This window comes from Streptomyces sp. OfavH-34-F (assembly GCF_022347745.1).
Taxonomy (GTDB): domain Bacteria; phylum Actinomycetota; class Actinomycetes; order Streptomycetales; family Streptomycetaceae; genus Streptomyces.
Map to the genome: position 1 here is coordinate 1 of NZ_JAKRGC010000022.1, position 21,728 is coordinate 21,728.

General features: G+C 71.0%; 21 protein-coding genes. 4 read left to right on the forward strand and 17 right to left on the reverse strand.

Annotated elements, in window-relative coordinates; translation table 11 throughout:
* The 3 genes from MHW47_RS06635 to MHW47_RS06645 form a co-directional block, all read left to right on the forward strand.
* Positions 1-996 (forward strand): molybdopterin-dependent oxidoreductase (locus MHW47_RS06635; RefSeq protein WP_239221698.1); only part of this gene is annotated, 996 nt, incomplete at its 5' end.
* Positions 997-1,133: 137 nt separating this feature from the next.
* Positions 1,134-1,781 carry a fasciclin domain-containing protein gene (locus tag MHW47_RS06640; RefSeq protein ID WP_239221699.1) on the forward strand — a complete coding sequence of 216 codons (648 nt, stop codon included), beginning with the start codon at positions 1,134-1,136 and terminating at the stop codon, positions 1,779-1,781.
* Between the two features lie 179 nt (positions 1,782-1,960).
* Positions 1,961-2,407 carry an SPW repeat protein gene (locus MHW47_RS06645; protein WP_239221700.1) on the forward strand — a complete coding sequence of 149 codons (447 nt, stop codon included), beginning with the start codon at positions 1,961-1,963 and terminating at the stop codon, positions 2,405-2,407.
* Positions 2,408-2,525: 118 nt separating this feature from the next.
* Here the strand turns inward: MHW47_RS06645 and MHW47_RS06650 are convergent, their stop codons facing one another.
* The 12 genes from MHW47_RS06650 to MHW47_RS06705 form a co-directional block, all read right to left on the reverse strand.
* Positions 2,526-5,360, reverse strand: a complete 2,835-nt coding sequence (locus tag MHW47_RS06650; protein WP_239221701.1) for an RNA helicase — start codon at positions 5,358-5,360, stop codon at positions 2,526-2,528.
* 44 nt (positions 5,361-5,404) lie between these two features.
* A complete protein-coding gene (locus tag MHW47_RS06655; protein ID WP_239221702.1) occupies positions 5,405-6,325 on the reverse strand; it encodes a diacylglycerol kinase in 921 nt (306 codons plus the stop codon).
* Positions 6,326-6,342: 17 nt separating this feature from the next.
* Entirely contained in the window at positions 6,343-7,281 is a 939-nt protein-coding gene (gene tatC, locus MHW47_RS06660; protein ID WP_239221703.1) for a twin-arginine translocase subunit TatC, read from the reverse strand.
* A 50-nt stretch (positions 7,282-7,331) separates the two neighbouring features.
* Complete coding sequence (tatA, locus tag MHW47_RS06665; protein ID WP_239221704.1) at positions 7,332-7,625, reverse strand: Sec-independent protein translocase subunit TatA; 294 nt, start codon at positions 7,623-7,625, stop codon at positions 7,332-7,334.
* Positions 7,626-7,844: 219 nt separating this feature from the next.
* The gene (locus MHW47_RS06670) at positions 7,845-8,042 is read right to left on the reverse strand and encodes a hypothetical protein (protein WP_239221705.1); all 198 of its coding nucleotides are present in this window, start codon (positions 8,040-8,042) and stop codon (positions 7,845-7,847) included.
* Positions 8,043-8,054: 12 nt separating this feature from the next.
* The gene (locus tag MHW47_RS06675) at positions 8,055-8,333 is read right to left on the reverse strand and encodes a hypothetical protein (protein WP_239221706.1); all 279 of its coding nucleotides are present in this window, start codon (positions 8,331-8,333) and stop codon (positions 8,055-8,057) included.
* 18 nt (positions 8,334-8,351) lie between these two features.
* Positions 8,352-9,308 carry a YafY family protein gene (locus MHW47_RS06680; RefSeq protein WP_239221707.1) on the reverse strand — a complete coding sequence of 319 codons (957 nt, stop codon included), beginning with the start codon at positions 9,306-9,308 and terminating at the stop codon, positions 8,352-8,354.
* Positions 9,309-9,323: 15 nt separating this feature from the next.
* Positions 9,324-10,277, reverse strand: a complete 954-nt coding sequence (locus tag MHW47_RS06685; RefSeq protein WP_239221708.1) for a YafY family protein — start codon at positions 10,275-10,277, stop codon at positions 9,324-9,326.
* 106 nt (positions 10,278-10,383) lie between these two features.
* Complete coding sequence (locus tag MHW47_RS06690; protein ID WP_239221709.1) at positions 10,384-10,758, reverse strand: FKBP-type peptidyl-prolyl cis-trans isomerase; 375 nt, start codon at positions 10,756-10,758, stop codon at positions 10,384-10,386.
* 43 nt (positions 10,759-10,801) lie between these two features.
* Positions 10,802-11,758 carry an FKBP-type peptidyl-prolyl cis-trans isomerase gene (locus MHW47_RS06695; RefSeq protein WP_239221710.1) on the reverse strand — a complete coding sequence of 319 codons (957 nt, stop codon included), beginning with the start codon at positions 11,756-11,758 and terminating at the stop codon, positions 10,802-10,804.
* Positions 11,759-11,958: 200 nt separating this feature from the next.
* Positions 11,959-13,320 (reverse strand): Pup--protein ligase, encoded by a 1,362-nt coding sequence (gene pafA / locus MHW47_RS06700; protein WP_239221711.1) that lies wholly within the window; start codon positions 13,318-13,320, stop codon positions 11,959-11,961.
* A 9-nt stretch (positions 13,321-13,329) separates the two neighbouring features.
* Positions 13,330-14,589 carry an MFS transporter gene (locus tag MHW47_RS06705; RefSeq protein ID WP_239221712.1) on the reverse strand — a complete coding sequence of 420 codons (1,260 nt, stop codon included), beginning with the start codon at positions 14,587-14,589 and terminating at the stop codon, positions 13,330-13,332.
* 132 nt (positions 14,590-14,721) lie between these two features.
* Here MHW47_RS06705 and MHW47_RS06710 point away from each other — a divergent pair, with 132 nt between their 5' ends.
* Positions 14,722-15,750, forward strand: a complete 1,029-nt coding sequence (locus MHW47_RS06710; protein WP_239221713.1) for a LacI family DNA-binding transcriptional regulator — start codon at positions 14,722-14,724, stop codon at positions 15,748-15,750.
* 64 nt (positions 15,751-15,814) lie between these two features.
* On the opposite strand, the gene prcA is transcribed toward MHW47_RS06710, so the two are convergent.
* The 5 genes from prcA to arc all read right to left on the reverse strand — a co-directional run bounded on the left by prcA (position 15,815) and on the right by arc (position 21,639).
* The gene (prcA, locus tag MHW47_RS06715) at positions 15,815-16,627 is read right to left on the reverse strand and encodes a proteasome subunit alpha (RefSeq protein ID WP_239221714.1); all 813 of its coding nucleotides are present in this window, start codon (positions 16,625-16,627) and stop codon (positions 15,815-15,817) included.
* A gap of 62 nt (positions 16,628-16,689) precedes the next feature.
* Complete coding sequence (gene prcB / locus MHW47_RS06720) at positions 16,690-17,535, reverse strand: proteasome subunit beta (RefSeq protein ID WP_239221715.1); 846 nt, start codon at positions 17,533-17,535, stop codon at positions 16,690-16,692.
* Positions 17,536-17,772: 237 nt separating this feature from the next.
* A complete protein-coding gene (locus MHW47_RS06725) occupies positions 17,773-17,991 on the reverse strand; it encodes a ubiquitin-like protein Pup (RefSeq protein WP_239221716.1) in 219 nt (72 codons plus the stop codon).
* 130 nt (positions 17,992-18,121) lie between these two features.
* Positions 18,122-19,633: a depupylase/deamidase Dop gene (dop, locus tag MHW47_RS06730; RefSeq protein ID WP_239221717.1), complete on the reverse strand. Its 1,512-nt coding sequence runs from the start codon at positions 19,631-19,633 to the stop codon at positions 18,122-18,124.
* 239 nt (positions 19,634-19,872) lie between these two features.
* Positions 19,873-21,639, reverse strand: coding sequence for a proteasome ATPase (arc, locus tag MHW47_RS06735; protein ID WP_239221718.1), 1,767 nt, complete (start codon positions 21,637-21,639; stop codon positions 19,873-19,875).
* Between the last annotated feature and the right edge of the window lie 89 nt (positions 21,640-21,728).

Consider the following 21,728-nt stretch of genomic DNA (forward strand, 5'->3'; position numbering starts at 1 on the left):
CAGGCGGGGGCGGCGGAGTCCCGGCGCGATCTGGTCCTCCCGGCGCCCGACTCCCCGGCGCCCGCCCTGCCGCGCGGAGTCGATCTGCGACTGCGCGGTCTGAGCCCCTTCGTGACGCCGAACAAGGACTTCTACCGCATCGACACGGCCCTGGTGGTGCCGAGGCTGGACGCCGGGGCCTGGCGGCTGCGCATCCACGGCGAGGGCGTCCGCACCCCGCTCACCCTCGGGCTCCGGGACCTGCTGCGCCGGGAGACCGTCGAGCGCGACATCACGCTCACCTGCGTCTCCAACGAGGTCGGCGGGCCGTACGTGGGCCATGCCCGGTGGCTCGGCGTGCGGCTGGCCGATCTGCTGCGCGAGGCGGGCGTACGGCCCCCGTCCCAGGGCGGACCGGCCGATCAGCTGGTGGCGCGTTCGGTGGACGGCATGACGATCGGCACCCCGGTCGAGGACGTCATGGACGGCCGCGACGCCCTGCTCGCCTTCGGCATGAACGGCGAACCGCTGCCCTTCGCGCACGGCTTCCCGGTCCGGATGGTGGTCCCCGGGCTGTACGGCTACGTGTCGGCCTGCAAGTGGATCGAGGACATCGAGCTGACCACCTTCGACGCGTACGACGCGTACTGGGTGCGGCGGTCCTGGGCCCGGCGGGCCCCGGTCAAGACCCAGGCCCGCATCGACACACCGCGCCCCTTCGCCTCCCCGAAGGCGGGCACCGTGCCGGTCGCCGGGGTCGCCTGGGCCCAGCACCGGGGCATTCTCCGGGTCGAGGTCCGGGTGGACGGCGGCCCCTGGCAGCCGGCCAGGCTCGCGGCCCCGGGCAGCCGCGACACCTGGCGCCAGTGGGTGTGGGAATGGCCCGCCACCCCCGGCGGCCACACCCTGGAGGTCCGCGCCACGGACGGCACCGGCGCCGTCCAGACCGGGCGGCGCACCGGCACCCTGCCCGACGGCGCGACCGGCCGGCACTCCGTGGTGGTGGACGTGTCCTGACCGGCGCGGCCCCGCCGCTCCCCCTGCCCGCCGCCTCCGCCCGCTCCACCTCCTCCGCGTACCGCCCGCCCGGGCCCGCGCACACCCCGAACCAACTACCGTACGTAATCAATCAGTTACCGATACAGGAGAACACCATGAAGGTCATCCACGCCCGTCGCGCCGCCGTCGCCCTGTCGGCCGCGCTCGTGCTGCCGCTGGCCCTGTCGGCCTGCTCCGGCGAGTCCGACAGCAGCGCGTCCGGGGCGAGCGGCACCTCCGCGAAGGCATCCGCCGCACCCTCCTCCGCCACCCCGGTGAACACCGACGAGCCGTTCGGCCCGGCCTGCGCCTCGGTCCCCAAGCGCGGCGCGGGGTCCTTCACGGGCATGGCGCAGGACCCGGTCGCCACGGCGGCCTCGAACAATCCGGCCCTGTCCACCCTGGTCACCGCGGTCGGGAAGGCCGGTCTGGTGGACACGCTGAACAGCGCGCGGAACATCACCGTGTTCGCCCCGACCAACGACGCCTTCGCCAAGGTGCCGAAGGCCGACCTGGAGAAGCTGCTCGCCGACAAGGAGGCCCTGACCAAGGTCCTCACGTACCACGTGGTGGGGCGGAAGCTGACGCCGCAGCAGCTGGCGAAGGGCTCCTTCGAGACCCTGGAGAAGGGTGAGCTGACGACGGCCGGTGCGGGCGGGGCGTACACCGTGAACGGCACGTCCCAAATCGTCTGCGGCAATGTGCCGACCGCCAACGCCACGGTCTACATCGTCGACACGGTCCTGATGCCGCCCGCCGCGTGACGCCGTCCCTCGCGGTGGGCTCCCGGCCCACCGCGAGCGGCCCGCCCGGTGCGCTTCCCACGGAAATCCAAAGGCCCCAAACCTACACATAAGCGACGGATAAGAGCAGAATGGGCACTGCGGGCCGCTTCCCGCAGCGACGGTGACCGGGTCCGCACGATCCGAAGGGGACGAACCTCATGTCGAACGTCTCGCATGCCGGCCATGACATGGCCGGGCACCCCGATGTGTCGGAGATGAGCGACCGCTACGCGCGTGTGATGGGCGGCCGCGACGTCGCGCTGGTGGACGCGCCGGTCTTCCTGCTCGGCCTGTACTGCGCCGTGTCTCCGTGGGTGCTGCACTTCACGACCTCGCAGTCCGCCCTGGTGACGCACAACCTGGTCCTGGGCATCGCGATCGCCGTGCTCGGACTCGGGTTCACGGCGATGCCGCGGCGCATGTACGGCCTCAGCTGGGCCATCTGCGCCGTGGGCGCCTGGATGATCATCTCGCCCTGGGTGGTGGGCAGCAGTCCGGACGTCGGGGTCGTACTGAACAACGTGATCATCGGTGGCCTCGCGGTCCTGCTCGGACTGGTCTGCGCGGGCGCCTCGATGAAAATGAGCCGGAACGGGCGGACCTGACCGGCCCTCCCCCGAAAGGAAATCGCGCACCACGCACAGACCACATACCGAAGCCGGCCGGACCGCTGTCCGACCGGCTTCCGTACGCGCGGTGCGCGCTCCCCCGCCGTGGCGGGCCTCAGCCGAGGGAGCTGTACGCCACCACGCCCCGCAGCACCTCGTCCACTGCCTTGCGGGCGTTGCGCGCCACCGAGCTGTTCTCCCTCGGCGCGGCGGCGGCCACCTGGCCCAGCACGTCGATGACCTGCTTGCACCACCGGACGAAGTCACCCGCCGGCATGTCCGCCTCGCGCAGCACCTCGTCCAGCGAGTGGCCGGACGCCCACATGTACACCGACCAGGCGAAGCCCAGATCGGGCTCGCGCTGGCCGACCCCCTCCGCCTGGTTGATCTTGAAGTCCTCCTCCAGGGCGTCGAGCCGGCCCCAGATGCGGACCATCTCGCCCAGCGCCGTCCGCGCGGGGCCCGAGGGCAGCTTCGGGGCGACGGCGTCGTCGGCCTGCCGCGCCTCGTACACCAGCGCGGAGACGCAGGCCGCCAGTTCCGCCGGGTTCAGCCCCTCCCAGACGCCGGCCCGCAGGCACTCGCTGGCCAGCAGGTCCAGCTCGCCGTAGAGCCGGGCGAGCCGCCGCCCGTGCTCGGTGACCTCGTTGCCGCGCAGGTAGTCCAGCTCGGTGAGCAGGGCGACGATCCGGTCGAAAGTGCGGGCGATCGTATTGGTGCGCCCCTCGATGCGGCGCTCCAACTGCCGGGTGTCGCGCTGGAGCCGGTGGTAGCGCTCGGCCCAGCGGGCGTGGTCCTCGCGCTCGTCGCAGCCGTGGCACGGGTGGGCGCGCAGTTCGGACCGCAGCCGCGCGATCTCGCGGTCGTCGGCGGCGGGGGCCCGGCCCCGGCGGTGGCGCTCGGGGACGATGTGCCCGGCCTTGGTCCGCAGCGCGGAGGCCAGGTCGCGGCGGGACTGCGGCGAGCGCGGGTTGAACGACTTCGGCACCCGCATCCGCTCCACGGCCTCCACCGGCACCGGGAAGTCGATCGCGGCGAGCCGCTTGACCTGCCGCTCGGACGTCAGCACCAGCGGGCGGGGCCCGTCGTGGTACTCCATGCCGCGGTGACCGTGCCCGTTGGTGCGCCCGGCGGGGAGGCCGGGGTCCAGGACGAGCGCGAGACCGGCGAACTTTCCGGTCGGCACATGGATGACGTCGCCGGGCTTGAGCTTCTCCAGGGACGCCGCGGCGGCGGCCCGCCGCTGGGACGCGCCCTGCTTGGCCAGCTCCGTCTCCCGGTCCTTGAGGTCGCGGCGCAGCCGCGCGTACTCCTCGAAGTCGCCGAGGTGGCAGGTCATGCCCTCGCGGTAGCCCTCCAGGCCCTCCTCGTTGCGCTGCACCTGGCGGGAGATGCCCACGACCGAGCGGTCCGCCTGGAACTGCGCGAAGGAGGTCTCCAGCAGTTCGCGCGAGCGGTGCCGGCCGAACTGCTCGACCAGGTTGACGGCCATGTTGTACGAGGGCCGGAAGCTGGAGCGCAGCGGATAGGTGCGCGTGCCGGCGAGGCCGGCCAGGGCGCCGGGGTCCATGCCGCGCTGCCAGAGCACCACGGCGTGGCCCTCGACGTCGATGCCGCGGCGGCCGGCCCGGCCGGTGAGCTGCGTGTACTCGCCGGGGGTGATGTCGGCGTGCTGCTCGCCGTTCCACTTGACGAGCTTCTCCAGGACCACCGAGCGGGCGGGCATGTTGATGCCGAGGGCCAGTGTCTCGGTGGCGAAGACGGCCTTGACCAGGCCCCGGACGAACAGCTCCTCGACGATCTCCTTGAACCGGGGGAGCATTCCGGCGTGGTGGGCGGCGATGCCGCGCTCCAGGCCCTCCAGCCACTCGTAGTAGCCGAGGACGTGCAGGTCCTCGGCGGGGATGGACGCCGTCCGCTCCTCGACGATCTCGCGGACCAGCCGGCGCTTGTCGTCGTCGTTGAGCCGGAGCCCGGCGTGCAGGCACTGCTGCACGGCGGCCTCGCAGGCGGCGCGGCTGAAGATGAACGTGATCGCGGGGAGCAGTCCCTCGGCGTCCAGCCGGTCGATGACCTCGGGGCGCGAGGGCGTCCAGATCCGGCTGCGCTGGCGGCGCTCACGCTCGCGGTCGGCCTCGCGGATCATCTTGCCGCGGCGGCGGTCGCGCGGGTTGTAGCCGCGCTGGTTCTCCATCCGGGCGAGACGGAGCAGGTCGGGGTTGACCTCGCGGCGGGCGACGCCCCGGCCGCCGTGGTCGCTCTCCTCCTCGAAGAGGTCGTACATCCGGCGGCCGGCCAGCACGTGCTGCCAGAGCGGTACGGGGCGCTGCTCGGAGACGATCACCTCGGTGTCGCCGCGCACGGTGTCCAGCCAGTCGCCGAACTCCTCGGCGTTGGACACGGTCGCGGACAGGGAGACCAGGGTGACGGATTCGGGGAGGTGGATGATCACCTCTTCCCAGACGGCGCCCCGGAAGCGGTCGGAGAGGTAGTGCACCTCGTCCATCACGACGTGACCGAGGCCGTTGAGCGCCTGGGAGCCCGCGTACAGCATGTTGCGCAGGACCTCGGTGGTCATCACGACGACCGGGGCGTCGCCGTTGACGCTGTTGTCACCGGTCAGCAGGCCGACGCGGTCGGCGCCGTAGCGCTTGACCAGGTCGGCGAACTTCTGGTTGGACAGGGCCTTGATCGGCGTGGTGTAGAAGCACTTGCGGCCCTGCGTCAGGGCGAGGTGCACGGCGAACTCGCCGACGATCGTCTTGCCGGACCCGGTCGGGGCGGCGACGAGCACGCCCTTTCCGGCTTCCAGCGCCTTGCACGCTTCGATCTGGTACGGGTCGAGATCGAAGTCGTACAGCTCGCGGAAGGGGGCGAGAGCGGTCGCCTGCTCGGCCGCCCGGAGCCGGGAAGCCTGGTATCGCTCGGCTGGTGAGAGGTCCTCTGTCATCTTGCTGTCGAGCCTACCCGCCGCCTCCGACAGTGACGCGATCTTTAACCGCCGGGGGCCGGGGCGGGGGCGGCGGCCCCCAGCACCCGCACCGCGTCCGGCACGCAGGTGGCCGTCAGCGGCAGCGCGCCGAGCGGTTCGCCGTCCGCGTAGGCGGTGACGCCGGCGGCCTCCAGCGTGATCGAGGAGACCCGGTGCACGGTGACGGCGGGGTGGCTCAGGTGCGTCCCCCGGTACACGCGCGGGAAGACTCTGAGCAGCGTCGTGCGGCTGCACTCGCCGACCACTGTGACGTCGAAGAGCCCGTCGTCCATGAGGGCGCCGGCGCAGATGCGCATGCCGCCGCCGTACGCGGTCCCGTTGCCGACCGCGACGAGCGTCGCCCGGATCTCGCGCGGCGCCCCGCCGTCCAGGGTCATGCGGTACGTGATCGGCCGGAAGGCGGCGAGTTCGGCGAGGATCGCCAGGTCGTACTTGAACCGGCCGCCCACCCAGCGCATCCGGTTGCCCCGGTCGTTGACGCGCGAGTCGAAGCCGGAGGCGAGCACGGTCCCGAACCAGCGGTCCCCGACCCGGCCGAGGTCGACGGCCCGCACGGGCGCCCGGCCCTTGAGCGCGTCGGCGGCGAGCCGGCCCGCCGCGCCGGGGTCGCGTACCGGCAGGCCGAGGGCGCGGGCGAAGTCGTTGCCGGTCCCCACGGCCACCACGCCGAGCGGCGTGAGCGTCCCTGCAACCGCCTGCAGCGCCAGCGACACCAGCCCGTCCCCGCCCACGGCGATCAGCGCCCCGGTGCCCTCCGCCACCGCCTCCCGCGCCCGGCGCAGCGCGTCACCGGCGTCCTCGCCGAGGACGGTGCGTACGGAGAAGCCGGCGTCCCGCAACGCCGAAGCGGCCGGCTGCGCGGCTCGCGCGCCCCGGCCGCGTCCCGCGGTGGGATTGACGAAGAGGGTGATCTCGCTGGTCACCCGCCGGACCCTACCGGTCAGGTGATGTCGTCGTAACCTTCGCGCTCGCGGTCGGACTGACCGGGCAGCGTCGGCGAGGCCGACACCTGCTCCATGTCACCGATGTCCTCGGGGGTCAGATCGAGCCGCGACGCCTCGTCGTCGTCCAGGTCGGCGTCGGGGTTGTTCCGCCTGCGGCGGCGGTCGTTGGCGACGCAGATGCCGAGCGCGACGAAGTACAGCACGACGATGGGCGCGGCCAGCACGAGCATGGTCAGCGGGTCGCCGGTGGGGGTGGCCACCGCGGCGAAGACCGTGATGCCCATGATCATGCCGCGCCACCAGGAGGCCAGCCGTTTGGCCGTGAGCACCCCGGTGAAGTTCAGCAGGATGAGCAGGAGCGGCAGCTCGAAGGCCAGACCGAACACGACCACCATGCGCGTGATGGTGTTGAGGTAGTCGTCGATGGGCAGGAGGTTCGTCGCGTCCTGCGGGGTGAAGTCGAGCAGCACCTCGGCGGTCTTCGGCATCAGCAGGTAGGCGAGGGCGCCGCCTGCCAGGAAGAGCGGCGCGCCGACGCCGACGAAGGAGAGCGCGTACCGCTTCTCGTGCTTGTGGAGGCCGGGGGCGAGGAAGGCCCAGAGCTGGTAGAGCCAGATCGGGCTGGAGAACGCCACCCCGGCCATGAGGGAGACCTTGAGGGCGATGGAGAAGGGGCCGACCAGGCCGTTCACCGTCATCTCGGCGCACGGCTTGCCGTTGAGCTGCCGCTTCTCGCCGTGGGCGCAACCGACCGTCTCCAGGATCGGCCGGATCAGGAAGTCGATCACTTCGCGGTAGAAGAACGCCGTGATCGAAGTGATGACGATGATCGCCAGCACCGCGATCATCAGTCGGTTACGCAACTCTCGCAGGTGATCAGCGAGAGGCATCCGCCCCTCGCTGTCCTTCTCCTGCTTGCGGGCAGACTTGAGCAACCCACTTCCCTCGTCTCGTGCGGCGGCTGACGGCGGGCCCGTCGGCGCGGTCAGCTCTGGGCGGTGGGCTTCGCTTCGCTCACCGGGCGGGAGCTCGTGACGTCACCGGGTGCGGCCTGGATCGTACGTGCTGCCTGCGAGGTGCTCTGGTCGGCGGCGGCGTCCGTGGCGGCGGGGGCGGCGGGCGACTGCTCGTCGTCCTTCCGCATGGCCTTGGCCTCGCTCTTCAGGATGCGGGCCGACTTGCCCAGCGAACGGGCCATGTCGGGGAGCTTCTTGGCGCCGAACAACAGGAGGATGACAGCGATGATCAGAACGATCTCGAGAGGCTTCAGATTGCCCATGGTGTGCTTCCTTCTAGCTGAGGCGGCTGGAGGTGGGCTCGCTGCCCTTGAGTGCCGGAGACACATCCGACCATTCGTCGGCAGCGATCGTAACCCGCGCGAGTAAACGCGGGGCAATGCCCGTGCATACTTTCGACAGCGGCCCGCACCTCCCTGCCTGGGCCGTCAGCAGCAGCGTACCCCTCGGGCTCCGGAAACTGGAGGCCGCCTCTGTGGCCCCTAGGGGAGCGACTTCCCGGTGGCGGCCAGCCGGGTGGCCGCGCGTTCCAGGTCCTCGGTGGCCCGGTTGACGCGTTCCGTGGTGCGGGTCACCTGGTGGCCCAGGCGCTGGGCCTCGATGAACACCCTGATCGCGAGCACGCCGAGCACGGCGATCCCGAGGAATCCCAGGGCGATGGCGAGCATGGGCCAGAACATGGGCGGAGCCTCTCAGGAACCGGTGTGCAGACGCAGCGTGCGTACGCCGCCGTCGGTGAGGAGTTCCACTATCCGCTCCCCCGCGGGCTTGCGGACGCAGGCGGCGCACTCGGGGCAGGTGAAGGAGTAGAAGGTGGTCCGGCTGGTGGCCCCGACGACCAGGCGGAACTCCGCCGCCGCCAGTTCGAAGCGGGCCCGGCAGTCGGGGCAGGCGGCCCGGAAGCGGGCCGACTGGGGCACCACCACGGTGGGTACGGTGGCGCGGCCGGGCAGCGCGGTCAGGTGTCCCATGTCTCCTCAGCCGTCCTCTCAGGCCGCGCCGTCGTAGGCGGCGAGCGCCTCGCGGGCCGCGCGCCGGGCGCTCGCGGCCAGTTCGGGGGGCGAGACGATGCGCCCTTCGCGGCCCAGCCGCAGCGCGAGCCGTCGCAGCGAGGCCGGGTCCGGGGTGCGCAGGGTGATCCGCAGGCCGCCGTCCGGCAGTTCCTCGGCCCGGTCGTGCGGGTAGTACTCGGCGACCCAGCGCCCGCCGGGGCCGACCTCGATCACCACTTCGGGGTCCTCGGCGGCCGGCTGGACCAGGCCCTCGGACAGGTCGCGCAGTTCCAGCTCGGGCGGGGCGGCCGGTTCGTCGAGCAGCCGGATCTCGGCGACCCGGTCGAGGCGGAAGGTGCGCCGGTCCTCGGAGGAGCGGCACCACGCCTCCATGTAGGTGTGGCCGACGGCGAAGAGCCGGATCGGGTCCACCTCGCGCTCGGTGAGCTGGTCGCGGGCGGGCGAGTAGTAGCGCAGCCAGAGCCGGCGCCGCTCGGAGATCGCCCGGTCCACCTCGGCGAAGACGCCGCCCTCGGACTCGAAGGTGACCGAGAGCCGGGAGCTGGCGGCCCCCACCTCGCCGGCGGCGGTCTCCAGCTTGGCAGTGGCGCGCAGCAGCGCCTGCCGGTCGCTCTCGCGGAGTCCGGGCAGGGTGGCGACGGCGCGGGCGGCGACCAGCAGGGCCGTCGCCTCGTCGGCGGCGAGCCGCAGCGGTTCGGCGACGTCGTCCGCGTTGTGCCACCAGATGCGGTCGCCGTCGGTGTCGATGTCGAGCAGGTCGCCGCCCCGGAAGCTGGTGCCGCACATGGGCAGCACGTCGAGGTCGGAGATCAGCTCGTCCTCGGTGATGCCGAAGGCGCGGGCGACGTCCTGGACGTGGGCGCCGGGGCGCTCGCGCAGATACGTCACCAGGGAGAGCATCCGGCGCGTCTGGTCGATGGCGTTCGTGGCCATTGCCTGTGAGTCCCCTCAGTCCTTGGCCACGGCGCGCAGCCGGTCCACCACGTCGGCCCGCAGGTCCTCGGGGCCGGTCACGACGACGTCGGGGCCGAACTCCACGAGCCAGGCGTCCAGGCCGTGTCCGTACGGAATCTCCAACTCCTCCCACCCGTCCCCGAGTTCCCGGACCGACAGGGCGCGGGCGCGCAGCGGGTAGCCGGAGTCGGCGCGCAGTTTGATCAGGGCGGTGCGGGTGGCCGTCTCACCGGCCCAGCTCTCGACGGTCTCGCGGACGGTGACCACGTCGGGCACCTCGGCGGTGAAGGCGCCGGTGCGGGAGCGGACCTTGCCGGTGATGCGGGAGAGCCGGAAGACGCGTTCGGCGCCGCGCTCGCGGTCCCAGCCGGCGAGGTACCAGTGGCCGCGCCAGCATTCCAGGGTCCAGGGCTCGACCTGGCGGGTCTCGGGCTGGGCGGCGTTGGCCTTGCGGTAGTCGAAGGTGACCGGGCGCCGGTCGCGGCAGGCCAGCATCAGGGGTTCGAAGGCGGCCTCGTGGACGGGGATGCGCGGTTCGAGGGCGCTGTGCACCTCGTAGGCGTCCTCCGTCTCGGGCATTCCGGCCGCCCGCAGCTTCTGCAGGGCGCCGCTGGCGGCACCGGCGAGGCGGGCCTGCTGCCAGACCTTGGCGGCCAGGCCGAGCGCGGCGGCCTCCTCGGCGTCCAGCGTGATGGGGGGCAGCCGGTTGCTGTCGCGGCGGGCCAGGTAGCCGGTCTCGCCGTCCAGGTTCTCCACGGTCTCGATGACCAGGCCCAGCTCGCGCAGATCGTCCTTGTCCCGCTCGAACATGCGGTTGAAGGCGTCGTCGGAGGCCGCTTCGAGGTAAGCCTCGATGGAGCCGCGCAGTTCGCGCTTGCTGAGCGGGCGCCGGGTTCCCAGCAGACACAGCGCCAGGTTCATCAGCCGCTCGGCCTTGGCAATCGCCATCGACGCCCTTTCCCTCGTGCTCTACGACGCTCGACCGTACCGTCCCGGCGTGTCCCGGCAAAAGCGAGGGCCCGCACCTCACGGCGCGGGCCCTCGTCCACACGGATCAGACGGCGACCAGGTCGCAGACGAAGATCAGCGTCTCGCCCGGGGCGATGCGGCCGCCGCCGGCGCCGCGCTCGCCGTAGGCGAGGTGCGAGGGGATGGTCAGCTGACGGCGGCCGCCGACCTTCATGCCCTGCACGCCCTTGTCCCAGCCCTCGATGACCTGGCCGGCACCGAGCTGGAACTGCAGCGGGGTACCGCGGTTCCAGGAGGCGTCGAACTCCTCACCCGTGGAGAAGGCGACCCCCACGTAGTGGACGGAGACGGTCTGGCCGGCCTTGGCCTCGGCGCCCTCGCCCACCCAGATGTCCTTGATCTCCAGGTCGGCCGGCGGCTCGCCACCCGGAAAGTCGATCTCGGGCTTGTCGATGCTCACTGACTTGCTCCTCTTACTGATGAACTGGGCAACCGGGACAGTCTTACATCTTCGCCAGGATGTCCACGGCGAACACCAGCGTGGAGTTGGCGGGGATGGACTGCTGCTCCTTGTCGCCCAGACCCTGGTCCGGCGGCACGACCAGCAGCACCCGGCTGCCGATCTTCTTGCCGATCAGGCCGTCCTTGAGTCCCTTGAGGGTGACCTGGGCCAGCGGGAAGGTGGCGGTCTTGCCCGTGGTGTAGGTGTTGTCGAACTCCTTGCCGCTCTTCCAGACCTTGGCCACGTAGTTCACGACGACCGAGTCGCTCTCCTTGACCACGTCGCCCTTGGACTCCAGGACGTAGGTGGAGACGAGCTTCTTCGGCGGGTCCACCTTGCTGGGGACGGTCACGGTCGGCGCCTTGCCGTCGGTGTTGGTGCCCACCTTCGGCAGGTCGGTGTTGTCCTGGGCGACGGCGGTGCCCTTCGCGGACGCCGGGATCTGCTGCGCCTTGAGGATGTCCACGACGAAGACCAGCGTGGCGTTCGGCTTGATGTCGCCCTGGCCCTGGGCGCCGTAACCGAGCTCCGGCGGGATGACGAGCTGGACCCTGCTGCCGACCTTCTGGCCGAGCAGGCCCTTGTCCCAGCCCTGGATGACCATGCCCGCGCCGAGCGTCAGGTCGAACGGCTGCTTGCGGTCGAAGCTGTTGTCGAACGGCTTGTCGGAGTCGAATGCCTGCCCGAGGTAGTTCACCTGGGCGACATCGCCGTTCTTGAGCTTCGCACCGTCGCCCTCGCTGAGGACCTTCGTCTTCAGCTCCTTGGGCGGCTTGCCCGTTCCCTTGGCCAGGGTGGGCTTCTCGCCGAACTTCGCGCCCGCGGTGATGGCGGGGAAACCCCCCTTGCTGGGGGCGGACGCGGCGGTGGAAGCGGAATCGGAGCCCTTGTCGTCACTGCCGCACGCCGCTGACAGCAGCAGCAGGGGGACGACGAGAAGGCCGGCAAGTCGGCGCACTGGTTCCTCAGATCTCAGACGGCATATGTGGGGGACACGGCCGGGTGCTCCCGGACCTCCGACACTCTAGGCGGTCTCCTGCCGATCCTCCCCTGAACGGTGGGAGAACGCCGGACCGTACGCGGCACGCGAAGGGCCCCGTACGACGCACGTACGGGGCCCGGGTCGCGAGCCGGGGCGGAGGGGTGTCCCGTCCCGGCTCACATGCCCGCGATCAGTTTCTCCACGCGGTCGTCGACCGAACGGAACGGGTCCTTGCAGAGCACCGTCCGCTGCGCCTGGTCGTTGAGCTTGAGGTGGACCCAGTCGACGGTGAAGTCCCGCCGCTGCTCCTGGGCCCGCCGGATGAAGTCGCCGCGCAGCCGCGCCCTGGTGGTCTGCGGGGGCACCGACTTGCCCTCGAAGATCTTCAGGTCGTCGCAGACGCGGGCGGCCTGGCCCTTGCGCTCCAGCAGGTAGTACAGCCCCCGCCGGCGGTGGATGTCGTGGTAGGCGAGGTCTATCTGGGCGACCCGGGGGTTCGACATGGTCATGCCGTGCTTGGCCCGGTACCGCTCGATGAGCTTGTACTTCATGACCCAGTCGATCTCGGTCTCGATCCGGTCGAGTTCCTCCGCCTCGATCGCGTCGAGCGTGCGGCCCCAGAGTTCCAGGACGCGCGCGACGTTGCCGGTGCGGATGCCCCGGCGGTCGACGAAGTCCACGGCCTTCTCGTAGTACTCGCGCTGCACCTCTATGGCCGACGCCTCGCGGCCGCTGGCGAGGCGGACCTTGCGCTGCCCGGTGGTGTCGTGACTGACCTCGCGGATGGCCCGGATCGGGTTCTCCAGGGTCAGGTCGCGCATCACCGTGCCCGCCTCGATCATGCGGAGCACCAGGTCCGTCGCGCCGACCTTGAGCAGCATGGTCGTCTCGGACATGTTGGAGTCCCCGACGATGACGTGGAGGCGGCGGTAGCGCTCCGCGTCCGCGTGCGGCTCGTCGCGGGTGTTGATGATCGGCCGGGAACGCGTCGTCGCGGAGCTGACGCCCTCCCAGATGTGCTCGGCACGCTGGCTGACGCAGTAGACCGCGCCCCGGGGGGTCTGGAGGACCTTGCCGGCCCCGCAGATCAGCTGCCTGGTGACGAGGAAGGGAATGAGGATGTCCGCGAGGCGGGAGAATTCTCCGTGCCGGGCCACGAGGTAGTTCTCATGGCATCCGTAGGAGTTTCCCGCCGAGTCGGTGTTGTTCTTGAAGAGATAGACGTCGCCGGCGATTCCCTCCTCGTGCAGGCGGCGTTCGGCGTCGACGAGCAGGCCCTCGAGAATGCGCTCGCCGGCCTTGTCGTGGGTGACCAGTTCGGTCAGGTTGTCGCATTCGGGGGTTGCATATTCCGGATGCGATCCCACGTCGAGGTAGAGGCGGGCGCCGTTCCGCAGAAACACATTGCTGCTGCGGCCCCATGACACAACACGGCGGAAGAGGTAGCGCGCCACTTCATCAGGGGACAGTCGGCGCTGTCCCCTGAACGTGCACGTGACGCCGTACTCGTTCTCCAGCCCGAAAATGCGGCGGTCCATGACTGAACATTACGCCTGATGGCCCGAGCTGAAACCGGGTTCGACGGCACCGTTTCGATCATTTTCCGATCCTCGCACCGCGACGGCCGTACGGGCGGGAGCCGCGAGCACCCTTCCGGTGGCCAGCAGGACGAGCAGGGCGGCCACTCCACCGGCCCCCGCCACGGCGAAGCTCCACGCCGTTCCGCCCAGTTCGACGGCCGGCCCGGCCGCCGCCGTACCCGCCGCCGCGCCCACCCCGAAGGTGGTCACCAGCCAGGAGAACGCCTCGGTCACCGTCCCGCGCGGCGCGTGCCGGTCCACCACGATGAACGAGCAGGCGACCGCCGGGGCCAGGAACACCCCTGAGACGGCCGCCAGCACGGTCATCGCCACCGGACCCGGCGTCAGGATCAGCGGCAGGTAGCCCAGCGCGAGCAGCCCGACGATCACCCGCAGCCGGCGCTCCGGCTCCCCCGCCCAATGCCGCGCCCCGTACACCGCGCCGCCGATCAGCGCGCCGAGCCCCAGCGCGGCCATCAGCCAGCCGTACACGGCCTCCCGGCCGTGGTCGTCGGCGTACGCCATGGCGGCCACCGTGATGGAGCCCAGCGCGAGGCCCACGAAGAAGAACGAGCCCAGCAGCGCGAGCAGTCCGGGCGAGCGCAGCGCGCCCAGCCAGTGCGCCTCGCGCGGGGCGGAGCGCCAGGCGCGCGAGGGCTCCGACAGCACGACCGACAGGGCCCCGAGCACGCCGATCGCGTTGATGACGAGCAGGGCGGCGGCGGGCGACCACAGCGAGACGAGCAGGGTCACCAGGAGCGGCCCGGCCGTGAACATGACCTCCTGCGCCACCGCGTCCATGGCGTACGCCCGGTGCACCCGGTTCTCGCCGCCCAGCACGCTCGGCCACAGCGCCCGCAGCCCGCCCTCCAGCGGCGGCGTGAACAGTCCGGCCACGGCCACCGCCGCGTAGGCGAGCGGGAGGAAGCCGCAGCCGGCCACGGCGAGCACGCCCATGCCCAGCGCGGAGACGACGGCCGCGGGCAGCTGGACGCGCGGCTGCCCGTACAGGTCCACCGCGCGGCCCAGGAGCGGCTGCCCGACGGCCGTGGCCAGTCCGTACACCGCGGCGAGCGCTCCGGCGAGCGTGTAGCTGCCGCCCTCGGCCCGTACGAACAGCACGATCGCGATGTTCGCGGTGCCGTTCGGCAGCCGGCCCACCAGGGTGCCGGTGAGCAGCCGGGCCGCGTGCCGCGCCCGGAGGATGTCCAGATATCCCGCGGCCATGTCCCGCCCCTCTCCCTCGGGTGCCTGTGCGGGCCTGCGAGGTTTTACGTATAACTACCGGGTTCATACGTACCATGAGCGCGTCCCCAGGTCCACCTCACGGGCCTGCCCCGACCGGTCCGGAGGCCCCGCGTGACCACCCCAGCACCGCCCGGCCCGGCCCGGCCCACCAGCCGTGACGTGGCGCGGGCCGCCGGTGTCTCCCAGGCCACGGTCTCGCTGGTGCTCGGCGAGAAGTGGCGCGGCCGGGTCTCCGAGACCACCGCCGACCGGGTGCGCGGCGCCGCCCGCGACCTCGGCTACCGGCCGAATCTCGCCGCCCGCAACCTGCGCCTGGGCCGCACCCGGACCGCTCTGCTCGTCGTCCCGGCCCTCACCAACGAGTTCTTCGCGCGGGTGTACACGGGGGCGGCCGCGGTCGCCGCCGAGCACGGCTTCGGGGTCGTCCTGTACCCCTCCCCCGACGGCACGGGCCCGGCCCGCGACCCCTTCCCCTCCGCCCGGGCCGCGCTGGACGGGGTCATCGCCTCGTCCATGGCCGCCGACGCGCTCGACGCCCTGCACGGCGCGGACGTGCCCCTGGTGATGCTGGACAGCGACCCCTCGGCGCCGGGCCCCGCTGCCCGCGTCAACCTGGACATCGGCGACGGGATGCGCCAGGTGGCCCGCCATCTGCTAGCCCTGGGCCACCGGCGCTTCCTGCACCTTGCCTCGGCCGTGGACACCTGGACCTTCGGCTGCCGGGCGGACGCCCTGCACGAGGAGCTGCGCACGGTCCCCGGCGTCGAGGTGCGCACGGTGACCTCGGCGCTGGACGTGCGGGCGGGGCGGGACGCGGCGGAGCGTGCGCTGGCGCTGCCGGGGCCCCGGCCGACGGCGATCGTCTGCGACGACGACATCCTGGCTGCCGGGGCGTGCAAGGCCGCCCGCCGGTCCGGGCTGCGGGTGCCCGGCGATCTGTCGGTGACCGGTTTCGACGACCTGGCCCTGGCGACCGCGGTGGAGCCGGAGCTGACCACCGTACGGCTGCCCGCCGAGCAGGTCGGCGAGCGCGGGATGGCCGCGCTGCTCGCGGTCCTGGACGGGCGGGAAGCCGAACCGGGCAGCCTGCCGGTGCGGCTGGTCACGCGCGGCTCGACGGCGCCCGCGCCGCAGGTGTGACGGAGCCCCGGTCCGCCTGGGGCGGGCCGGGGCTCGGGGTGGGCCGGAAACGGCGCGCGAGGCGCTACTCCACGTCCCCGCCGGAGTCGGTCGTGTCCCGGGTGGCCGTGGGGGTGTCCGGGGCGGCGTCGCCGTCCTCGGTGTCGGACGGGGCGTCGGTCGGCGTCGAGGAGGCGGCCTCCGCCTCCAGCAGCCGGGCGAGCTGCCGGCCGACGATCCGCTTGAACTTGCGCTGCTGCGGCCGGGTGCGGTCCAGGACGGCCACTTCGAGCCGGTCCGCGGGAATCTCCCGCTCACTGCCGTTGGGGTCGCGGGAGAGGGCCTGCACCGCCAGTCTCAGCGCCTCGGCGAGCGACATCCCGTCGCGGTGGCGCTGGTCCAGGAAGGTGGAAATCTGCTCCGCGTTGCCGCCGACCGCGACCGATCCGTGTTCGTCCACGATCGAGCCGTCGTGCGGCAGCCGGTAGATCTGGTCGCCCTCGGGCTCGGAGCCGACCTCGGCGACCACGAGTTCCACCTCGTACGGCTTCTCGGCCGCGCTGGAGAAAATCGTGCCGAGGGTCTGCGCGTAGACGTTCGCCAGTCCACGGGCCGTCACATCGTCGCGGTCATAGGTGTATCCGCGCAGATCCGCGTAGCGCACTCCGCCGATGCGGAGGTTCTCGTACTCGTTGTACTTACCGGCGGCGGCGAAACCGATCCGGTCGTAGATCTCGCTGAACTTGTGCAGTGCACGGGACGGGTTCTCGCCGACGAACACAATTCCGTCGGCGTACTGCAGCACAACCAGGCTGCGACCACGGGCGATGCCCTTCCGGGCGTATTCCGCCCGGTCGGCCATGGCCTGCTGGGGTGAGACATAGAACGGCGTCGACACCGGCTATCCGTCCCTTTCTGTCAGTGGCGGGAGCATCCGGGAAGCGGGAAGGGAACGCATGCTCAGAGCAGCGCGGCGCGCGGGCCGTCGGGCTGTTCCAGACGGCGGTCCAGAATCTCGCGGGTGATCTCGGCGGATTGCGCGTCGGTCAGCCTCCGGAAGCCCTCGTCCGTGATGACGGTGACGATGGGGTAGATACGGCGGCCCACGTCCGGGCCGCCGGTCGCGGAGTCGTCGTCGGCGGCGTCGTACAGCGCCTGCACGACCAGCGTGAGCGTCTCCCGCTCCGTCAGGTCGTCGCGGTAGAGCTTCTTCATCGAGCCGCGGGCGAAGATGGAGCCGGAGCCGGTGGAGGCGTAGCCGTGCTCCTCGGAGCGCCCGCCGGTGACGTCGTAGCTGAAGATGCGGCCGCGTTCGCGGTCCACGTCGTAGCCGGCGAAGACCGGGACGACGGCGAGGCCCTGCATGGCCATCGCCAGGTTGCTCCGGATCATCGTGGAGAGCCGGTTCGCCTTGCCCTCGAAGGAGAGCTGGGCGCCCTCCACCTTCTCGAAGTGCTCCAGCTCCAGCTGGAACAGCTTGACCATCTCCACGGCGAGACCCGCCGTGCCGGCGATGCCCACCGCCGAGTACTCGTCGGCCGGGAAGACCTTCTCGATGTCGCGCTGCGCGATCATGTTCCCCATGGTCGCCCGCCGGTCACCGGCCAGGACGACACCGCCGGGGAAGGCCGCCGCCACGATCGTCGTGCCGTGCGGCGCCTCGATGGCCCCCTTCAGCGGGGGTGCCTGCCGGTTGCCCGGCAGCATCTCGGGCGCCTGGTCGGACAGGAAGTCCATGAAGGAGGACGATCCCGGCGTCAGGAAGGCAGCTGGTAGACGCCCGGTGCTACGAGTGTTGGCTTCCACGCGTTTCCCTCCAGGTATGCGATGGCCCTGAGCAAGGTGTCAGGAACATCCCCAACTTGCCGATGGCCGGATTCCAGTTGAAGCGGTATGCCCCGGACCCTACCCGCCCGGGGGCGGTGATCCACATCCGCGGCGGGGGCAAATCGGGCCGCCGCGGCGCTCCTGTCGCCCGCGGTGTGCGGTACGGGCGAGCCGCCCGTACCGCACACCCGCCGGGGGCCTCCGGCACGGGGCCGGTTACTGGCCGCCCTTCTGCACGAACGAGCGCACGAAGTCCTCGGCGTTGGCCTCCAGGACGTCGTCGATCTCGTCCAGGACGTCGTCCACGTCCTCGCTCAGCTTCTCCTGGCGTTCCTTGAGGTCCTCGGACGCCTGCGCGTCCTGCGCCTGCTCCTCGACCTCCTCGGTGGAACGCGTCGCCTTCTGCTGTCCGCCGCCGGTGTCCTTGGTCGCCATCTAGCTCACCCCGCTCGGTTCGAAGCACTTGATCAGACCCTACCCACGGGGTCCGACATTGGCCCGGTACTTGTCTCAACGTCCGGAGGTCATCGGAATGATTCCCAGCCGGGAGCCCTTTCAGGCGCCGTCAGCCGCCCGAGAGCACCTGGACCAGCTCCTGCGCGGTGCGGCAGCGGTCCAGCAGCGACTTCACGTGCTCGCGGGTGCCCCGCAGCGGCTCCATCGTGGGCACCCGCTGCAGCGAGTCCTGGCCCGGCAGATCGAAGATCACCGAGTCCCAGGAGGCCGCCGCGACGTCGTCGGCGTACTGTTCGAGGCAGCGGCCGCGGAAGTACGCCCTGGTGTCGTCCGGCGGCGCCGTCCGGGCCCGCTCGACGTCGCGCTCGTCGAGGAGACGTTTCATCCGCCCCCGGGCCACCAGCCGGTTGTACAGCCCCTTCTCCTGCCGCACGTCCGCGTACTGCAGATCCACCAGGTGCAGCCGGGCCGCGTCCCAGTCCAGGCCGTCCCGGCGCCGGTAGCCGTCCATCAGCTGCCGCTTCGCCACCCAGTCCAGCTCGCCGGCCAGGCTCATCGGGTCGTTCTCCAGCCGGTTCAGGGTGTCCTCCCACCGGCTCAGGACGTCCTTGGTCTGCTCGTCGGCGTCCGCGCCGTACCGCTCCTCGGTGTACTTGCGGGCCAGCTCGAAGTACTCCATCTGGAGCTGCACCGCGGTGAGTGTCCGGCCGCTGCGCAGCGTGATCAGCTGCCGGAGGCCGGGGTCGTGGGAGACCTGGTGCAGCGTGCGCACCGGCTGGTCCACGGCCAGGTCGACGTTGATGAAGCCGTCCTCGATCATGGACAGCACCAGCGCGGTGGTGCCCAGCTTGAGGTAGGTGGAGATCTCCGAGAGGTTGGCGTCGCCGATGATCACATGGAGCCGGCGGTACTTCTCGGCGTCGGAGTGCGGCTCGTCGCGGGTGTTGATGATGGGCCGCTTGAGCGTGGTCTCCAGGCCGACCTCGACCTCGAAGTAGTCGGCGCGCTGGCTGATCTGGAAGCCGTGCTCCTGGCCGTCCTGGCCGATGCCGACCCGTCCGGCGCCGGTGACCACCTGGCGCGAGACGAAGAACGGCGTCAGATGACGCACGATGTCCGAGAAGGGGGTCTCCCGCTTCATCAGGTAGTTCTCGTGCGTCCCGTAGGAGGCGCCCTTGTTGTCCGTGTTGTTCTTGTAGAGGTGGATCGGCTGGGCGCCGGGAAGCTGCGCCGCGCGCTCGGCCGCCTCGGCCATGATGCGCTCGCCGGCCTTGTCCCACAGGACGGCGTCCCGGGGGTTGGTGATCTCCGGGGAGCTGTACTCGGGGTGTGCGTGGTCGACGTAGAGCCGGGCCCCGTTGGTGAGGATCACGTTGGCCAGGCCGATGTCCTCGTCCGTGAGCTGGCTGGAGTCAGCGGTCTCGCGGGCGAGGTCGAAGCCTCGCGCGTCCCGCAGCGGGTTCTCCTCCTCGAAGTCCCAGCGGGCGCGGCGCGCCCGGTGCATCGCCGCCGCGTAGGCGTTGACGATCTGGGACGAGGTGAGCATGGCATTGGCGTTGGGGTGCCCCGGAACGGAGATCCCGTACTCCGTCTCGATGCCCATTACTCGCCGTACGGTCATCCGGCCCTCCTTGCCCGGCGGCGCTCCCTTCCGGGGGCGGCGCTCAAGTACCGCTGCTTGTTCGTGGGTGCGCGGCCCGCCCCTCCCGCGCTGCCTGGACGGGCGGTACGCCAGAGCCTAGAACGCGTCCGTGCCGGTGGGGAGATCAATTGCGTGGTCGTGACCGCGGTGTCGCCGCGGCTGTCCGGAAAGCAACCGGCTGCGGATGCCCGGCCGGGCATCCGCAGCCGGTGTGCCTTCTACAGGTACTGCCCGGTGTTGGCCACCGTGTCGATGGAACGGCCGGTGTCCGCGCCCTGCTTTCCGGTGACGAGCGTGCGGATGTAGACGATCCGCTCGCCCTTCTTGCCGGAGATGCGGGCCCAGTCGTCCGGGTTGGTGGTGTTCGGCAGGTCCTCGTTCTCCTTGAACTCGTCCACGCACGCCTGGAGGAGGTGGGAGACGCGCAGGCCCTTCTGGCCGTGGTCGAGGAAGGCCTTGATGGCCATCTTCTTGGCCCGGTCGACGATGTTCTGGATCATCGCGCCGGAGTTGAAGTCCTTGAAGTACAGGACCTCCTTGTCGCCGTTGGCGTACGTCACCTCGAGGAAGCGGTTCTCCTCGGACTCGGTGTACATCCGCTCCACGACGGACTGGATCATGGCGTGCGCGGCGGCTTCCTTCGAGCCGGTGTGCTCGGCCAGATCGTCCGCGTGCAGCGGCAGCGAGGCGGTGAGGTACTTGGCGAAGATGTCCTTCGCGGCCTCCGCGTCCGGACGCTCGATCTTGATCTTCACATCGAGCCGGCCGGGGCGCAGGATCGCCGGGTCGATCATGTCCTCACGGTTGGAGGCGCCGATGACGATGACGTTCTCCAGGCCCTCCACCCCGTCGATCTCGGCGAGCAGCTGCGGGACGATGGTGTTCTCCACGTCCGAGCTGACGCCCGATCCGCGGGTGCGGAAGAGGGACTCCATCTCGTCGAAGAAGACGATGACGGGGGTGCCCTCGCTCGCCTTCTCGCGGGCACGCTGGAAGACCAGGCGGATGTGGCGCTCGGTCTCGCCGACGTACTTGTTGAGGAGTTCGGGGCCCTTGATGTTGAGGAAGTAGCTCTTTCCGGCGGGCTGGCCGGTGACCTCGGCGACCTTCTTCGCCAGGGAGTTGGCGACGGCCTTGGCGATGAGCGTCTTGCCGCAGCCGGGCGGGCCGTAGAGCAGGATGCCCTTGGGCGGGCGCAGCTCGTGCTCCCGGAAGAGGTCCGGGTGGAGATAGGGGAGCTCGACCGCGTCGCGGATCAGCTCGATCTGGTCGCCCAGGCCGCCGATCTTGTCGTAGTCGATGTCGGGGACCTCTTCGAGGACGAGTTCCTCGACCTCGCTCTTGGGCACGACCTCGTACACGTAGCCGGAGCGGGGTTCGAGCAGCAGGGCGTCGCCGGGGCGGATGGTGGTGTCCAGCAGCGGCTCGGCGAGCCTCACCACCCGTTCCTCGTCGGTGTGCCCGATGACCAGGGCGCGCTCGCCGTCCTCGAGGATCTCCTTGAGGGTGACGATGTCCCCGGCGCGCTCGAACGCCATGGCCTCGACCACGTTGAGCGCTTCGTTGAGCATGACCTCCTGGCCGCGCCGGAGGTCCTCGAGTTCCACGCTGGGGCTGACGTTCACCCGGAGCTTGCGGCCCCCGGTGAAGATGTCGCAGGTGCCGTCCTCGTTGGCCTGCAGGAACACCCCGAAACCGGCCGGCGGCTGTGCGAGCCGGTCGACCTCCTCCTTGAGGGCCACGATCTGGTCGCGGGCCTCGCGGAGCGTGCTGGCGAGCCGTTCGTTCTGGGCGGACACGCCTGCGAGGTTGGTCTGCAACTCGACGATCCGCTCTTCGAGAATCCTCGTATGCCGCGGAGAGTCGGCGAGCTTGCGTCGCAGGACGGCGATTTCCTGCTCGAGATAGGCAACCTGGCCGGCTGGGTCGTCGGACCCCCGCACGGGCCGGATGCCGCGGTTGATGTCGTCGTCGTGGGCTGCCACGGTCCTCACCTCCTCCAAGGGGAGCTGGACGCTTCCTGACCCTACCTGCGTGGGTGGTGATTGAAACCCCTAGATCACAAAGACTGCGG

Coding starts and splice junctions, on each gene's coding strand:
- MHW47_RS06640 (WP_239221699.1), top strand. CDS start 1,134: ATGAAGGTCATCCACGCCCGTCGCGCCGCCGTCGCCCTGTCGGCCGCG.
- MHW47_RS06645 (WP_239221700.1), top strand. CDS start 1,961: ATGTCGAACGTCTCGCATGCCGGCCATGACATGGCCGGGCACCCCGAT.
- MHW47_RS06650 (WP_239221701.1), bottom strand. CDS start 5,360: ATGACAGAGGACCTCTCACCAGCCGAGCGATACCAGGCTTCCCGGCTC.
- tatA (WP_239221704.1), bottom strand. CDS start 7,625: ATGGGCAATCTGAAGCCTCTCGAGATCGTTCTGATCATCGCTGTCATC.
- MHW47_RS06670 (WP_239221705.1), bottom strand. CDS start 8,042: ATGTTCTGGCCCATGCTCGCCATCGCCCTGGGATTCCTCGGGATCGCC.
- MHW47_RS06675 (WP_239221706.1), bottom strand. CDS start 8,333: ATGGGACACCTGACCGCGCTGCCCGGCCGCGCCACCGTACCCACCGTG.
- MHW47_RS06680 (WP_239221707.1), bottom strand. CDS start 9,308: ATGGCCACGAACGCCATCGACCAGACGCGCCGGATGCTCTCCCTGGTG.
- MHW47_RS06685 (WP_239221708.1), bottom strand. CDS start 10,277: ATGGCGATTGCCAAGGCCGAGCGGCTGATGAACCTGGCGCTGTGTCTG.
- pafA (WP_239221711.1), bottom strand. CDS start 13,320: ATGGACCGCCGCATTTTCGGGCTGGAGAACGAGTACGGCGTCACGTGC.
- MHW47_RS06705 (WP_239221712.1), bottom strand. CDS start 14,589: ATGGCCGCGGGATATCTGGACATCCTCCGGGCGCGGCACGCGGCCCGG.
- MHW47_RS06725 (WP_239221716.1), bottom strand. CDS start 17,991: ATGGCGACCAAGGACACCGGCGGCGGACAGCAGAAGGCGACGCGTTCC.
- dop (WP_239221717.1), bottom strand. CDS start 19,633: ATGACCGTACGGCGAGTAATGGGCATCGAGACGGAGTACGGGATCTCC.